Annotated in this window: 14 protein-coding genes; 5 read left to right on the top strand and 9 right to left on the bottom strand. The window is 66.9% G+C overall.

From position 1 onward, the window contains the following. Positions 1-60 precede the first annotated feature (60 nt). On the top strand, positions 61-1,395 hold the full coding sequence (locus tag CXY82_RS10230) for a PhoH family protein (protein ID WP_233194226.1): 1,335 nt from the start codon (positions 61-63) through the stop codon (positions 1,393-1,395). A gap of 135 nt (positions 1,396-1,530) precedes the next feature. Here CXY82_RS10230 and CXY82_RS10235 read toward each other — a convergent pair whose 3' ends face one another. The 5 genes from CXY82_RS10235 to xseA all read right to left on the bottom strand — a co-directional run bounded on the left by CXY82_RS10235 (position 1,531) and on the right by xseA (position 5,815). Beyond that, positions 1,531-2,946 carry an aspartate ammonia-lyase gene (locus tag CXY82_RS10235; RefSeq protein ID WP_104170847.1) on the bottom strand — a complete coding sequence of 472 codons (1,416 nt, stop codon included), beginning with the start codon at positions 2,944-2,946 and terminating at the stop codon, positions 1,531-1,533. Between the two features lie 88 nt (positions 2,947-3,034). Beyond that, the gene (locus tag CXY82_RS10240) at positions 3,035-3,676 is read right to left on the bottom strand and encodes a carbonic anhydrase (protein WP_104170848.1); all 642 of its coding nucleotides are present in this window, start codon (positions 3,674-3,676) and stop codon (positions 3,035-3,037) included. Next, positions 3,676-4,335 carry a DUF4245 domain-containing protein gene (locus CXY82_RS10245; RefSeq protein ID WP_104170849.1) on the bottom strand — a complete coding sequence of 220 codons (660 nt, stop codon included), beginning with the start codon at positions 4,333-4,335 and terminating at the stop codon, positions 3,676-3,678. Before CXY82_RS10245 ends, CXY82_RS10240 begins: the two co-directional genes overlap by 1 nt. After that, complete coding sequence (locus CXY82_RS10250; protein ID WP_347232351.1) at positions 4,332-4,565, bottom strand: exodeoxyribonuclease VII small subunit; 234 nt, start codon at positions 4,563-4,565, stop codon at positions 4,332-4,334. Before CXY82_RS10250 ends, CXY82_RS10245 begins: the two co-directional genes overlap by 4 nt. After that, positions 4,562-5,815: an exodeoxyribonuclease VII large subunit gene (xseA, locus tag CXY82_RS10255; RefSeq protein WP_104170850.1), complete on the bottom strand. Its 1,254-nt coding sequence runs from the start codon at positions 5,813-5,815 to the stop codon at positions 4,562-4,564. Before xseA ends, CXY82_RS10250 begins: the two co-directional genes overlap by 4 nt. Positions 5,816-5,903: 88 nt before the next feature. Between xseA and CXY82_RS10260 the strand changes: the two genes are divergently transcribed. After that, positions 5,904-6,938, top strand: coding sequence for a 4-hydroxy-3-methylbut-2-enyl diphosphate reductase (locus CXY82_RS10260; RefSeq protein ID WP_104170888.1), 1,035 nt, complete (start codon positions 5,904-5,906; stop codon positions 6,936-6,938). Between the two features lie 102 nt (positions 6,939-7,040). On the opposite strand, the gene CXY82_RS17960 is transcribed toward CXY82_RS10260, so the two are convergent. Both CXY82_RS17960 and fbaA read right to left on the bottom strand, forming a co-directional pair. Continuing rightward, positions 7,041-7,616, bottom strand: coding sequence for a DUF6264 family protein (locus tag CXY82_RS17960; RefSeq protein WP_370443698.1), 576 nt, complete (start codon positions 7,614-7,616; stop codon positions 7,041-7,043). 6 nt (positions 7,617-7,622) lie between these two features. Further along, positions 7,623-8,648, bottom strand: coding sequence for a class II fructose-bisphosphate aldolase (gene fbaA / locus CXY82_RS10270; RefSeq protein ID WP_104170852.1), 1,026 nt, complete (start codon positions 8,646-8,648; stop codon positions 7,623-7,625). Between the two features lie 219 nt (positions 8,649-8,867). Between fbaA and glpX the strand changes: the two genes are divergently transcribed. Continuing rightward, positions 8,868-9,824, top strand: a complete 957-nt coding sequence (gene glpX / locus CXY82_RS10275) for a class II fructose-bisphosphatase (RefSeq protein WP_233191397.1) — start codon at positions 8,868-8,870, stop codon at positions 9,822-9,824. A 60-nt stretch (positions 9,825-9,884) separates the two neighbouring features. Here the strand turns inward: glpX and rmuC are convergent, their stop codons facing one another. Together rmuC and CXY82_RS10285 are read right to left on the bottom strand one after the other, a co-directional pair. Next, positions 9,885-11,267, bottom strand: a complete 1,383-nt coding sequence (rmuC, locus tag CXY82_RS10280) for a DNA recombination protein RmuC (RefSeq protein WP_104170853.1) — start codon at positions 11,265-11,267, stop codon at positions 9,885-9,887. Between the two features lie 55 nt (positions 11,268-11,322). Further along, a complete protein-coding gene (locus CXY82_RS10285) occupies positions 11,323-11,940 on the bottom strand; it encodes an exonuclease domain-containing protein (protein ID WP_104170854.1) in 618 nt (205 codons plus the stop codon). A gap of 83 nt (positions 11,941-12,023) precedes the next feature. Between CXY82_RS10285 and ychF the strand changes: the two genes are divergently transcribed. After that, positions 12,024-13,097: a redox-regulated ATPase YchF gene (ychF, locus tag CXY82_RS10290; RefSeq protein ID WP_104170855.1), complete on the top strand. Its 1,074-nt coding sequence runs from the start codon at positions 12,024-12,026 to the stop codon at positions 13,095-13,097. Between the two features lie 368 nt (positions 13,098-13,465). Further along, positions 13,466-13,939 carry a hypothetical protein gene (locus CXY82_RS10295; protein ID WP_134544803.1) on the top strand — a complete coding sequence of 158 codons (474 nt, stop codon included), beginning with the start codon at positions 13,466-13,468 and terminating at the stop codon, positions 13,937-13,939. Positions 13,940-13,952 lie beyond the last annotated feature (13 nt).

Here is a 13,952-nt window from a genome sequence, read left to right on the forward strand (position 1 = left end):
CGCCAACACAATCTGTGCCTCACGGGGCACGGGGTGGGAGTGGTTGTGACCGCTAATCAGATCGATAACAAGGGTTCTAACCAGAGCGCGTCGGCGACGGGGCAGACCGAATGCACGTACGTTCTTGACACCTCGGTTCTGCTCTCCGATCCCAAAGCGATCTTCCGTTTCGCGGAGCACGCCGTCGTGCTCCCCGTCGTGGTGATTGCGGAGCTCGAGGCCAAGCGCAACGACCCGGAGATCGGCTACTTCGCCCGCCAGTCACTGCGGTTGCTTGACGAACTGCGGGTGAAGCACGAACGGTTGGACTTCCCGATCCCGGTCGGTGACGGCGGTAGCCTCCGCGTGGAGCTCAACCACTCGAACATGTCGGTGCTTCCGTCCGGACTGCAACTCGGTGACAACGACTCCCGCATCCTGGCCGTGGCCCTGAATCTCGCCCACGACGGCTTGAATGTGACCGTCGTCTCCAAAGACCTGCCCCTGCGGGTCAAGGCGGCCTCGCTCGGCCTCACCGCAGAGGAGTACCGTCACGAACTTGCCGTGGACTCCGGCTGGACCGGCATCGACGAGATCACCCTGGGCTCGAACCTGATCGACGAGCTCTACGACAAGGAGGTCGTGCACACCCGTCTCGTGCAGGACATGCCCGTGAACACGGGCCTGGTCATCCACTCCGACCGCGGTTCGGCGCTCGGCCGGGTGACCGGCAACGGCGCGATGAAGCTCGTGCGCGGCGACCGGGACGTCTTCGGGCTGAAGGGACGCTCGGCGGAACAGCGGCTCGCCATCGACCTGCTGCTCGACCCGGAGATCGGTATCCTGTCACTGGGAGGTCGGGCCGGCACGGGGAAGTCGGCGCTCGCCCTCTGCGCCGGGCTCGAGGCCGTGCTGGAACGCCAGCAGCACCGCAAGATCATGGTCTTCCGGCCGCTCTACGCGGTCGGTGGCCAGGAGCTGGGGTACCTGCCCGGCGACGCCGCCGAGAAGATGAGCCCGTGGGCCCAGGCGGTCTTCGACACACTCGGGGCCATCGTCTCCGAGAACGTGCTGGAGGAGGTCATCGAGCGCGGCATCCTCGAAGTCCTGCCGCTGACGCACATCCGCGGCCGGTCCCTGCACGACGCTTTCGTGATCGTCGATGAGGCTCAGTCGCTCGAACGCAACGTGCTACTCACGGTGCTCAGCCGGATCGGGCAGAACTCGCGGGTGGTCCTCACCCACGATGTGGCGCAGCGGGACAATCTGCGGGTCGGCCGCTTCGACGGGGTGGCGTCGGTGATCGAGACGCTCAAGGGACATCCGCTCTTCGCCCACATGACGCTCACCCGCTCGGAGCGGAGCGCGATCGCCGCCCTCGTGACCGAGATGCTCGAGGGCAACGAGGTGCGCTAGCGCCCTGACGAATTCGACGGAGATTTTGCCCCAGAAGCTGCTTTCGGCACGAAAACAGGCAACTGGAAGCAAAATCTCCGTCGAATTGGTGAGCGCTGAACGGACAAGGAGCTGCGCGAGTGAGAAAGCGCGGGGCTACTTCTCCTGAGGCGGGCGGGTCATACTCAGCACGTCGAGGGCGGTGTCGAGCAGTTCGAGGGTGACCTCGCCGCGCTCAACGAAACCGAGCGCGATGACGGAGTCGCGCACGGTCACCCCTTCGGCCACCGAGTACTTGGCCACCTTGGCCGCGGCCTCGTAGCCGATGACCCGGTTTAGAGGAGTGACGATGGCGGGGGAGGACTCGGCCAGCGCGCGCGCGCGCTCGACATTCGCCGTGAGACCGTCGACGGTCTTGTCGGCGAGCACGCGGGCCGCGTTCGAGAGCAGGCGGATCGACTCGAGCAGGGCGGTGCCCATCACCGGGATCGCGACGTTGAGCTCGAACGAGCCCGACGCGCCCGACCAGGCGATGGTGGCGTCGTTGCCGATCACGCGGGAGCAGACCATCAGCACGGCCTCGGGGATCACCGGATTCACCTTGCCCGGCATGATCGAGGAGCCCGGCTGCAGGTCGGGGATGTTCAGCTCGCCGAAGCCCGTGTTGGGGCCCGAGCCCATCCAGCGCAGGTCGTTGCAGATCTTGGTGAGGCTCACCGCGATGGTGCGAAGGGCGCCGGATGCGTCCACCAGGCCGTCCCGGTTGGCCTGCGCCTCGAAGTGGTCGCGTGCCTCGGTGACCGGCAGTTCGGTCTCCTCGACGAGCAGCTCGATCACGAGCTGCGGGAACCCGGCGGGCGTGTTGATGCCGGTTCCGACCGCAGTGCCGCCGAGGGGGACCTCCGCGACGCGGGGAAGCGCGGTGCGCACGCGCTCGATGCCGAGGCGCATCTGCCGCGCGTATCCGCCGAACTCCTGGCCGAGGGTGACCGGGGTGGCATCCATCAGGTGGGTGCGGCCGGCCTTGACCGCGCCGGCCCACAGCTCGGCCTTGGCCTCTAAGGCCACAGCCAGGTGGTCGAGTGCGGGGACGAGCTCGTCGATGAGTGCGCTCGTCACGGCGAGGTGCACGGATGTCGGGAACACGTCGTTGGAGGACTGAGACGCGTTCACGTGGTCGTTCGGGTGCACCGGGCGCCCGAGGCTGCGGGTCGCCAGGGTCGCGAGGACCTCGTTCATGTTCATGTTCGAGGAGGTGCCGCTGCCGGTCTGGTAGACGTCGATCGGGAACTCGGAGTCGTAGCGACCGGTGGAGACCTCGTCGGCGGCGGCGGCGATCGCGTTGGCGATGTCGACGTCTAGTACCCCTAGTTTCGCGTTCGCCAGGGCGGCGGACTTTTTGATACGTGCCAGGGCGGCGATCTGGGCGGGCTCCAGTACCGAGCCGGAGATCGGGAAATTCTCGACGGCCCGCTGCGTCTGCGCCCCGTAGAGGGCGGCGACCGGAACCCGGACCTCGCCCATCGTGTCGTGTTCGATCCGGTACTCGGCTTCAGCGGTCTTGTCCACCACGGTGTGTATTACCTTTCGGTTGGGAATCTCTTCGGTACGGGAACGCGCGGCGACGGCCTGGGCGGCTCGTCGCGGGCGGGCTGCTCGGCTAAACCACGCCGACAACGATGTCGGGCACGGCACGGCCTTCGAGCAGCCGGTAGTTCGCCCCGACGATAGCCAATGTACCTTCTGCCACGGCCGCCCTGATCATCTCAGAGCGCTCGAGCAGTTCGGACACCGTGTCGCGAAGGTGTTCGCGGCCGACGGCGAGGGCGTCGACCAGCTCGGGATCGATCGACGTCGCATCCTTGGACCCCGCCACCCGGCGGACGGCCGGCACGATCTTCTCGATGATCCGGCTGATGTGCGCGGGCAGAGGTTGCGCGTCGGCGGCCTGGGAATCGATGGCGGCGCGCACGGCCCCGCAGCCGTCGTGGCCGAGCACCAGGATGAGCGGCACACGCAGCACGGCGACCGCGTATTCGAGCGAGCCGAGCACCGAATCGGAGATGACCTGACCGGCATTGCGCACGACGAAGAGGTCGCCGAGGCCCTTGTCGAAGATGATCTCGGCGGCCAGCCGCGAGTCGCTGCAGCCGAACAGGGCCGCGTCGGGGGTCTGTACGAAGGCGAGTTCGGCTCGGCGGTCCACATCCTGGCGCGGATGCCGCGGCTCGCCGCTCACGAAGCGGTCGTTTCCACGCTGCAGGTCGGTCCAGACGTCTGCCGGTGTTGCTGCCTCGCCCATTACTGTCTCTCGGTGCTGTTGGAACTGATCTGTTCGGCCAGCACTGCGGCCAGGACGGCAAGTTCCTCGTCATCGGCGGTGCCGACGAGGAGGTAGGTACTGTCGCCGGCCGTGGTCACCAGAGCGGATTCGAAATTGCCGCGGTCATCTTCCGGTGCGGTGTTGCGGTAGACGTCCCAGGTGACTCCGGCGATCATGACGGTGCCGGCGACCGGAGCATCCTGCAGCTCGTCGGCGAGCCAGCTCGGGTTGGCGCCGAGCGCTTGGGTGAGGCCGATGAACTCGGTCTTGGCCGTGATCAGGCCGATGTACCAGGACGGGATCTTGTCGCTTCCGCCCAGGCGCCACTGCGCGGCGTTGGCCGTCCACCCACTCGGCAACTCCGGAACCAGCAGGGGATCGGTGAGGCCGGGTTGCACCTGCGCGGCGACGGCGGCGAAATCGACGTCGCGGTTCTGCGGGGCGTCGCTGCGCGGCACCAGCAGCACGAGCACCAGGACCGTGCCCAGTGTGGCCAGCAGGGACAGGACCAGATTGTTCACGGTCTTGTGGGAGCGGTACTTGCGGGAGTTCTCGGCCAGCCGGGTGCGGGTTTCATCCGGCGTCTCCGGGCGACCCAGCTCTGCGACGATTCGGGGCGCGCGCTTGGCGGGGCTCATCCGGCTGTCGCGGCGGAGTCGACCTGGCCTGCCCTGGCGGCATCCAGTCTGGCTTTCGCGCCGATCAGCCACTCTTCGCAGCGGCGGGCGAGAGCCTCACCTCGTTCCCACAGCGCGAGCGATTCCTCCAGCGACGAGGCTCCCTGCTCGAGGGCGTTCACCACGCGCACGAGCTCATCCCGGGCCTGTTCGTAGCTCAGTGCGTTGATTTCGTCTGGTGCCGAGGTCATGGTGTCCATTCTAATTTCTCATTCGACGGTGTCGGGTCGGAGGTTGCCGCGTCCGCGGTGGCCGCCAGAGCGCCCTCGGCGAGCGTGATCAGGAGTTTCGTCTGCGACGGTGCCTGCCCGGGCGAGCGCACCACCTGGCCGCCCTGCAACTGCACGATCGAGTAGCCGCGGTCGAGAGTGCCCTGGGGGGAGAGGGCGCGCAACTGGGAACGCAGGTCGACGATCACCGCTCCGGCCCGCTCGACCGCCCGGTCGACAAGTTCGGCGCCGCGGGCGACGTAGCGGGTGAGGTCCTCGGATCGGGAATCGATGATCCACTCGGGGGTGCTCAGCACCGGGCGTGAGCGAAGCTGGCCGATCCGGTCGACCTCGTGCGCGAGGATACCGGTCAGCCGGTTGCTGAGGCGGGCCCGGGCCTGCTGTACCCGGTTGAGTTCGTCGGAGACGTCCGGCACGACGCGTTTGGCGGCATCCGTCGGCGTCGACGCGCGCAGGTCGGCCACGTCGTCGAGCAGCGGCCGGTCGGCCTCGTGGCCGATCGCGCTGACCAGCGGGGTCGTGCAGGCCGCCGCAGCCCGGATCAGCGTCTCGTCGCTGAAGCCGAGCAGGTTCTGGAAGTCGCCGCCGCCGCGGGCGACGATGATCACGTCGACCTCCGGGTCGGCGTCCAGCCGCTGGATGGCCGCGGTCACCTCGGACACCATGCGGTCACCCTGCACGGCGGCGTAGGCCAGGTCGAAAGTGACGGCCGGCCAGCGCAGCTGGGCGTTGCGGATGACGTCTTTCTCAGCGTCGGAGTCTTTGCCGGTGACCAGGCCGATGCAATGGGGGAGGAAGGGCAGCGGCTTCTTGCGGGACGCGTCGAACAGACCCTCGCCGGCCAGCCGATTGCGCAGCCGTTCGAGCCGTTCCAGCGTGTCGCCGAGGCCCACGTGGCGCATCTCGAGCATCTGCATGGTGAGAGTGCCGCCCTTGACCCAGTAGTTGGGTTTGACGAGGGCGATGACCCGGTCGCCCTGCTTGAAGTCGCTGGTCAGCTTCGCGCGCACCGACGACCAGATCGTGAAGCTGACCGTGGCGTCTTCGGTGAGGTCCTTGAGCTTGCCGTAAACGTTGCCGCCGCTGGCGCCCCACTGGGTGATCTCGCCCTCGACCCAGGCCGTGCCGAGGCGCTCGATGTAGCCGCGGATCTTGTTGGCCAGCAGCCCGACCGGCCAGGGGGTCTCGAGGGTGGGTGGTGCGTCCGTCATCAATCGTTCCTCCCACGGACTGCACAGTCGGCCCCCATAAGATGAGGAGGTGACTATCAGTACGGATTCGCCTGTGATCGGCCTTGGCATGCCACGGATTCCCCGCGCACGCAACAGGCTCAAGGATACCCCGGTGCTCGGACGCAAACGGGTGCTGCTGGCCGCCCCGCGAGGCTACTGCGCCGGCGTGGACCGTGCCGTCATCGCCGTCGAGAAGGCCCTCGAACTGTACGGCTCCCCCGTGTATGTGCGCAAGCAGATCGTGCACAACATCCACGTGGTCTCCGAGCTGGAGAAGAAGGGGGCGATCTTCGTCGAGGAAGTCGACGAGGTGCCCACCGGCTCCCACATCGTTTTCAGCGCCCACGGCGTGTCCCCGGCCGTCGTCACCGCGGCGGCGGACCGCGGCCTGCTGGCAATCGACGCCACCTGCCCACTGGTCACGAAGGTGCACCGTGAGGCCGTGCGCTTCGCCCGGGACGACTTCCAGATCCTGCTGATCGGCCACGAAGGCCACGAAGAGGTCGAGGGAACCGCGGGGGAGGCACCCGAGCACACCACGCTCGTCGGGAGCCCTGACGACGCCGACACCATCGAGGTGCGCGACCCCGACAAGGTGGTCTGGCTGTCCCAGACCACGCTGAGCGTGGACGAGACCATGGAAACCGTGCGTCGCCTGCGTGCCCGTTTTCCAAATCTGCAGGATCCCCCCAGCGACGACATCTGCTACGCCACCCAGAATCGCCAGGTGGCGATCAAGAAGGTGGCCCGTGATTCGGACCTCGTCATTGTGGTCGGCTCGGCGAACTCGTCCAACTCGGTGCGACTGGTCGAGGTGGCGCTGGAGTACGGTGCCCGGGCTGCCTACCGCGTGGACTTCGCCAGCGAGATCCAGCAGGAGTGGCTCGACGGGGTTGTCACCGTGGGCGTGACCAGCGGGGCATCCGTGCCCGACGAACTCGTGCACGAGGTGCTCGCCGATCTGGCCGAGGCCGGCTACGGCGACATCGAAGAGATCAAGACGGCCGAGGAGGACCTGCTGTTCTCGCTGCCGAAGGAACTGCGCAAGGACCTGGCCGGCAACGCGGATGCCCGCGGTCTCGGCGGACGGGTCAGCAGCTAGGAACCGGCCAGCCGCGTTCACCACGAAGGCCCCCGTCGATCAGATCCAGGATCTGACCGACGGGGGCCTTCGTGTACGCCGGACCCGGCAGAATGGCGTCGTCTACAGCTGGCCGTAGACGTCCATCAGGTTCGGGTCGTTGAGCAGCGTCGGGTCGGTGGCCAAAACCGCGGTGGTGAAGGCGATGAACACGAACGCGGACAGGACCGCACCGATCAGCGGCACGTAGAACGCGCGCTTGCCTCGGACCAGCAACAGGATCACGCCTGCCGCTGTGGCCAGCCAGATCAGGGACACACCGATGATCCCGGCCGTGACCAGCCCGGCCGCGGAGGGATCCGGCTCATACGCGGCGAGATCCAGCTGGGTATGGAGCAACTGAATGGACTCGGTGATCATCGTGAGCATGCTGACCGCGAAGAACGTGGACAGGAGCCCGAGGACGAGCAGGCTCAGAGTCACCGGCCGGTCCCAGGCCGGCGCGGTTCCGGCCGGGCGCACAGCCCGCTCGGGGGCCGCGGACGGCCCTGGAGCCGGCGGTGTGGCGAGCGTGGGCTCATCCGGGGTAGGAGTCCAGCTCCAACCCTCGGGCGCAAGCTCACCGTACTGGGGACGGGGCCGGGAATCCTCCGGAGGGGTTCCCGAAGGAGTCGACGAAGAATTCTCGGCCATCGTCATCCGGTGCTAGCTGTTCGAGTGGCCGGCGGAGCCGAGCTGGCGGGTGGCGTCGGCGACGCGAGCGGCCATGCCCGTCTCGGCAACCTTGCCCCAGGCGCGCGGGTCGTAGACCTTCTTGTTGCCGACTTCGCCGTCAACCTTGAGCACGCTGTCATAGTTGCTCAGCATGTAGCCGGCGACCGCGCGGGTGAACGCGTACTGGGTGTCGGTGTCGATGTTCATTTTGACGACACCGTTCGCGACGGCCTCGGCGATCTCGGCGTCGGTCGAGCCTGACCCACCGTGGAAGACCAGGTCGAGCGGCTTCGGGCCGGTACCCAGCTTGGCGGCGACGCCGTCCTGGATCTCCTTGAGGAGCTCCGGGCGCAGCTTGACGTTGCCGGGCTTGTACACGCCGTGCACGTTGCCGAAGGTGAGGGCAGCCATGTAGCGGCCGTTCTCGCCCATGCCGAGGGAATCGATCAACGAGAGCGCGTCGTCGAGTGTCGTGTACAGGTTCTCGTTGATGTCGCCCTCAACGCCGTCTTCTTCGCCGCCGACGGCGCCGATCTCGACCTCGAGGATGGCGTTGATCGCCTGGGTGCGCTTCAGGATGTCCTTGGCGATATCCAGGTTCTCTGCCAGCGGGATGGCGGAGCCGTCCCACATGTGCGACTGGAAGATCGGGTTGCGGCCGGCCTTCACCTCGTCTTCGGAAGCGGAGATGAGCGGGAGGACGAAGTCCTCGAGCGCACCCTTGGGGCAGTGGTCCGTGTGGAGTGCAACGGTAATGGGGTAATTGTCGGCGACGGACTGCACGAAGCGCGCCATCGCGAGCGCACCGGATGCGCGGTTCTTGACCGTGTGGCCGGCGAAGTAATCTGCGCCACCGGTGGTGACCTGGATGATGCCGTCAGAGCCGGCTTCGGTCAGGCCCTGAAGGACGGCATTAATGCTTTGAGAAGACGAAACGTTGAACGCCGGGTAGGCGAACCCCTTCGTCTTGGCCTTGTTGAGCATCTCGGCATACTGGTCTGGAGTTGCGATGGGCATTGTTGAGTCTCCTCGATTGAACCGTTTCGGTCTTCTCATCCTACCGAGGTGGGTCTCCGGCCGTGCCAGCGAGCGAACACCCCCGCGACGAAGAGCGGGCGCTAGGCTGAACGAGGCAGCACCGACACCGGTGCCGGCCCAAAGATGGGTCTTGCCACTGCCGCACTCTTCGTCCGGGAAGGACCATCTGTGAACAGCCCCGAAGTCGCCCCCAATTTCATGCACCCCGACCGCAACCTTGCGATGGAATTGGTGCGGGCCACCGAGGCCGCAGCGATTCGTGCGGTCCCGTTCATCGGCCGCGGCGACAAGAATGCCGCGGACAAGGCAGCCGTCGACGCCATGCGCGTCTTCCTCGGCACCGTGAACTTCGACGGACTCATCGTCATCGGCGAGGGTGAGAAAGACGAAGCCCCGATGCTCTTCAACGGTGAGCGCGTCGGCAACGGAACCGGACCCGCCTGCGACATCGCGGTCGACCCGATCGACGGCACCAGCCTCACCGCCGCCGGACGCCAGAATGCCCTCTCCGTGATCGCGGTCTCCTCCCGCGGCACCATGCTCGACGCGTCATCCGTGTTCTACATGGACAAGATCGTCACGGGCGCCGCCGGGCGCGGAGTCGTCAGCCTCGACGCCCCGATCGGCGACAACATCCGTGAGCTGTCGAAGGCGACGGGCAAGCCGGTCGGCGAAATGGTCCTCGCCGTGCTCGACCGTCCCCGCCACGCCGAACTTATCGACGCCATCCGCAGCGCCGGAGCGGGCACGCGGCTGATGAGCGACGGCGACGTCGCCGGCGGCATCAACGCGGCTCGCTGGGAAACGCGCATCGACATGTGCGTCGGCACGGGTGGCAGCCCGGAAGGCATCACCACGGCCTGCGCGCTCAAGGCCATCGGCGGCTACATGCAGGGACGACTGGCACCGAAGGACGACGCCGAGCGTGCGGGCGCCGTCGCGGCCGGCCTCGACGTCGACAAGCTGCTCGAGCTGGACGACATGGTCAGCGGCGACAACACCTTCTTCGTCGCCACGGGCGTGACGGATGGCGGACTCGTCGACGGCGTGCGCCGCCAGGGCCCGATCATCCGCACCGAGAGCATCGTGCTGCGCTCGAAGTCCGGCACCACGCGTCGGGTGATCGCCGAGCACCTCGCCTCGAAGTGGCTCTAGGCGCTCGGCTTTAGCTACCTGCAAGGCCAAAAATCGCCGTTCCGACGGCGATTTTCGGCGTTATCGGCGATTCTCAGAGTCAGTCAGTGCGGCGGCCTCGAGTGCGGCGGCATCGAGTGCGGTGCTTTCGAGTACCGCGGCCTCCAGCTCCGACACGAACTCCCAGGCGGCCAGTTCGCGCGGGGTGTCCTCGATGCCCGCCAGCGGCGCCAGCACCTTGGACTCGTCGAGGGCGTTGAGCTTGCGTGCGGTGGACAGTACCTGGCGTTCCATCGAGCCGACGAAGCCGTTGTAGTCCTTCACCGTGCGCTCGATCGACCGGCCCAGTTTCTCGATGTGCGTGGCCGTGGTGGCCAGACGGCCGTATAGCTCCCGACTGAGGTCGAACAAGACTTTTGCGTCATGCGTGAGCACGTCCTGCTGCCAGGTGAAGGCCACCGTCTTGAGCACCGACCACAGGGTCACCGGGGAGGCGAGGGCCACCCGTTTCGAGAACGCGAATTCCATGATCGAGGGGTCGGCCTCCAGCGCCGAGGAGACCAGGGACTCGCTCGGGATGAAGGCGATCACGATCTCCGGGGAGGCCTCCAGGCCCTGCCAGTAGGCCTTGCTGCCGAGGGCGGTGATGTGGTCGCGCACGGCCTTGACGTGCGCTTTCATGTAGACGGCCCGCTGGGCTCCCAGGGCACCGGTGGCGGTGACCGGGATCTGGCTGGCTTCGAGGAACGCCGTGAACGGCACCTTCGCGTCGACGGCGATGTTCTTGCCGCCGGGCAGGTGCACGACCATGTCGGGGCGGCCGGCGCCGGCGTCGGAGGTGATGCTCGACTGCACGTCGAAGTCGACTCGCTCGATCAGGCCGGCGGCCTCGACCACGCTGCGCAGCTGGGTTTCGCCCCAGACCCCGCGCGTGTTGTTGGCGCGCAGGGCCGACGCGAGCGACTCGGCGGTGCTCCGTAGGCGCTCCTCCGACTCGGTCGCCGACCGCAGCTGCTGGCTGAGCTCGCCGTGTTGCAGGCTGCGCTGGGCCTCGAGCTCGGCGACCTTCTGCTGCATGTCCTGCAGGCTCTCCTTGACCGGGGCGAGGGCCTGGAGCACCTTGCTTTCCTGATTCTGTTGCTCGGTGCGCGCGTCCTGGTCGTTGCGCTGGCGGTCGCTCAGTTCGCGGTATTGCCGCCCCGCGTCGACGACCTGTCCGCGCAGGGCGTCGGCGGTGGCCTGGACTGAGGCCAGCTCTTCGCGCAGGATGGACTGGATGCCGGCCTCTCGGGCATACGCCTCGGCCAAGGCCACCTGGTGCCGGGCCTCGATGACGAGGGGATCGGTGCCGGACGAGCCTCCGTTGCGGCGCTCGGCGGAACGCGCCGTGAGGACCACCGTGAGCAGGGTGCCGAGCAGGGCGCCGACGACAAGGCCGAGAAGAAGACTGAACCAGGAATCCATGGTTCTACTCTGCCAGTGGCCACCGACATCGCCCGAGCCGGTGCCCCAAGGATGCCTAGTTCAGCGCCATCGGGCCGTGCGTGGCGGACTTCTCCTTCGTGGCGACCGGCCCGATGGCGCCGATCTTCACGCCGGTGATCTGCGCCAGCTCCTCGAGAGTGCCGGCCCCGTGCCGGTCGGCGGCGTGGATCATGATGGCCGCGCAGGCCTCCGCGTCGGCCAGGGCGTCGTGGTGGGCGAAACCCTCGAAGCCCGCGGCCATCGCGGCCACCGGGAGCCGGTAGGAGTCGAGGTGGTAGGTGCGGCGGGCCACCTGGAGGCTGCAGACGTAGTTGAAGTCGGGCACGACCAGCCCGGCGACCGTGGAGGACGTCTTGATGACCCCCAGGTCGAACCCGGCGTTGTGCGCCACGAGGTGGTCGTCGCCGGCAAAGGCGACCAGGTCGGGAAGCTGCTGCGCCCAGGTGGCCGCACCGGCGACATCCGTCGGCCGGATGCCGTGGATCTTGATGTTCCAGGCCAGGAAGACGTCGTGCCCGACGGCCGGCTTGATGAACCAGGCGATGCGGTCGACGACCTTGCCGTCACGGACCTTCACCAGCCCCACCGAGCAGGCCGAAGCGCTGGAGGAGTTGGCGGTCTCGAAGTCGATGGCGGTGAAGTTGACTGGCACCGCTTCATCCTGTCACGGGCCGCCGACAGCGCGTCGCCGCTGTGCCGACCGGCCTCGGGTCGCAGACGGTACGATTGACTTTCGTGGCTCTTACTATTGCAATCGTCGGACTGCCCAATGTTGGCAAGTCCACCCTCTTCAACGCGTTGACCAAGAACAACGTGCTCGCGGCGAACTACCCGTTCGCCACCATCGAGCCCAACGTCGGCATCGTCAACCTGCCCGACCACCGCCTGGCCAAGCTGGCGGCGGTCTTCGGTAGCGAGCGTCTGCTGCCTGCCCCGGTGTCGTTCGTCGACATCGCCGGCATCGTGCGCGGCGCCAGCGAGGGGGAGGGGCTCGGCAACAAGTTCCTCGCCAACATTCGGGAGGCCGACGCCATCGCGCAGGTCATCCGCGGCTTCGCCGACCCCGACGTGGTGCATGTCGACGGCGCCGTCGACCCAGCCGGCGACATGGAGACGATCAACACCGAACTCATCCTCGCCGACCTGCAAACCCTCGAGAAGGCGGTCTCCCGCTTCGAGAAAGAGGTCAAAGGGCGCAAGCTTCCCCCCATCGTGCTGGAGACCGCGCTCAAGGCGCAGGCCATCCTCGACGCCGGAGCGCCGCTGTCATCGGCCACGCTCGACATCGAGCCCATCCGCGAGCTGGGCCTGCTGACGGCCAAGCCGTTCATCTACGTGTTCAACGTCGACGAGGCGGTGCTGCAGGATGCCGGGAAGCTCGCTGTTCTGGCCGCGCTGGTGGCCCCGGCCAACGCCGTGTTCCTCGACGCGAAGCTCGAATCCGAGCTCAGTGAACTCGACGCCGAGGACGCCGCCGAGATGCTGGCGTCCACCGGCCAGGCCGAGAGCGGGCTCGACCAGCTCGCCCGCATCGGCTTCGACACCCTCGGCCTTCAGACCTACCTCACGGCCGGCCCCAAGGAAACACGCGCCTGGACCATCCGAAAGGGCTGGACCGCTCCGCAGGCCGCTGGCGTCATTCACACCGACTTTCAGAAGGGCTTCATCAAGGCGGAGATCTTCTCCTTCGACGACCTGATGGAGGCCGGTTCCGTGGCGGAGGCCCGCTCCAAAGGCAAGGCCCGCATCGAGGGCAAGGAATACATCATGCAGGACGGCGACGTGGTGGAGTTTAGGTTCAACGTGTAGCGCGTTCCTCTCTTACTCGTAGCGAGCGGTCCTGTCGACTCCAGCACGCACGGCACCCCCGTCGGGAGATGCTCGCACAGGCGGTCCTGACTGCCGGTGACGCAACCCGGTTGAGTGACACTAATGTGGAACCAGGTTCTGAGAACTAAATCGGGGGAAATCGGATGTCAGTTCACGTTTCCGAGCGCCGGCGGCTTCCCGTCGTAGCTGTCGCGGCAATCGGGCTGCTGCTCCTGTCGGGGTGTGCACGTCAGGGGCCCGATGCGCCGATAATGAATCCGACGAGTTCCGTCGGCCCGACGGCCAGCACGACTGCACCGACACCGACACCGACACCGACACCGACACCGACACCGACAAAGCTCGCGATGGACCTAGCCGACCCGGCTTCGTGGATCATCGGATTCACCAGCGTGGGACCGCTGGTGATCGGGGATAATATCAGCGCGACGGACCGGTTGATGACCGCCTTCTCCAGCAGTGCCGTTTTCGAAGGCTGTCCGTCGATCCTCTCCTTCGACCGGCCCGGATTTCCCAATCTGGTCATCGCCGACAGTTCCGACAACGGCCTCGTAGAGCTGATCGCCTTGGAGGGAGGGCCGACTTCCTCGGACTTCACCGCCACATCGCCGCGCACGACCGCTGGAATCGGGATCGGCACCACGCTCGATGAACTCAAGACCGCATACCCCGCGATCACCTACCAGGACGACCATTTCACTCCCCACTACACGTTGACGGACGGGAACGGGAATTGGATCAATTTCGCTACATCTGAAGGCCTAGTGAACAAGATCGTCGTTCGCCCCATGCCTGTCATTCCCAGAGAAATCTGTGGCTAGATCACTCAGTGAC

Source organism: Cryobacterium sp. M23 (assembly GCF_002929655.1).
GTDB classification, from domain to species: Bacteria; Actinomycetota; Actinomycetes; order Actinomycetales; family Microbacteriaceae; genus Cryobacterium; species Cryobacterium sandaracinum.

Excerpts from the sequence above, each read along its gene's own strand:
- CXY82_RS10240 (WP_104170848.1), bottom strand. The coding sequence starts at position 3,676 with ATGGGCGAGGCAGCAACACCGGCAGACGTCTGGACCGACCTGCAGCGT.
- CXY82_RS10245 (WP_104170849.1), bottom strand. The coding sequence starts at position 4,335 with ATGAGCCCCGCCAAGCGCGCGCCCCGAATCGTCGCAGAGCTGGGTCGC.
- CXY82_RS10250 (WP_347232351.1), bottom strand. The coding sequence starts at position 4,565 with ATGACCTCGGCACCAGACGAAATCAACGCACTGAGCTACGAACAGGCC.
- xseA (WP_104170850.1), bottom strand. The coding sequence starts at position 5,815 with ATGACGGACGCACCACCCACCCTCGAGACCCCCTGGCCGGTCGGGCTG.
- CXY82_RS10260 (WP_104170888.1), top strand. The coding sequence starts at position 5,904 with ATGCCACGGATTCCCCGCGCACGCAACAGGCTCAAGGATACCCCGGTG.
- CXY82_RS17960 (WP_370443698.1), bottom strand. The coding sequence starts at position 7,616 with ATGACGATGGCCGAGAATTCTTCGTCGACTCCTTCGGGAACCCCTCCG.
- fbaA (WP_104170852.1), bottom strand. The coding sequence starts at position 8,648 with ATGCCCATCGCAACTCCAGACCAGTATGCCGAGATGCTCAACAAGGCC.
- glpX (WP_233191397.1), top strand. The coding sequence starts at position 8,868 with ATGCACCCCGACCGCAACCTTGCGATGGAATTGGTGCGGGCCACCGAG.
- rmuC (WP_104170853.1), bottom strand. The coding sequence starts at position 11,267 with ATGGATTCCTGGTTCAGTCTTCTTCTCGGCCTTGTCGTCGGCGCCCTG.
- CXY82_RS10295 (WP_134544803.1), top strand. The coding sequence starts at position 13,466 with ATGGACCTAGCCGACCCGGCTTCGTGGATCATCGGATTCACCAGCGTG.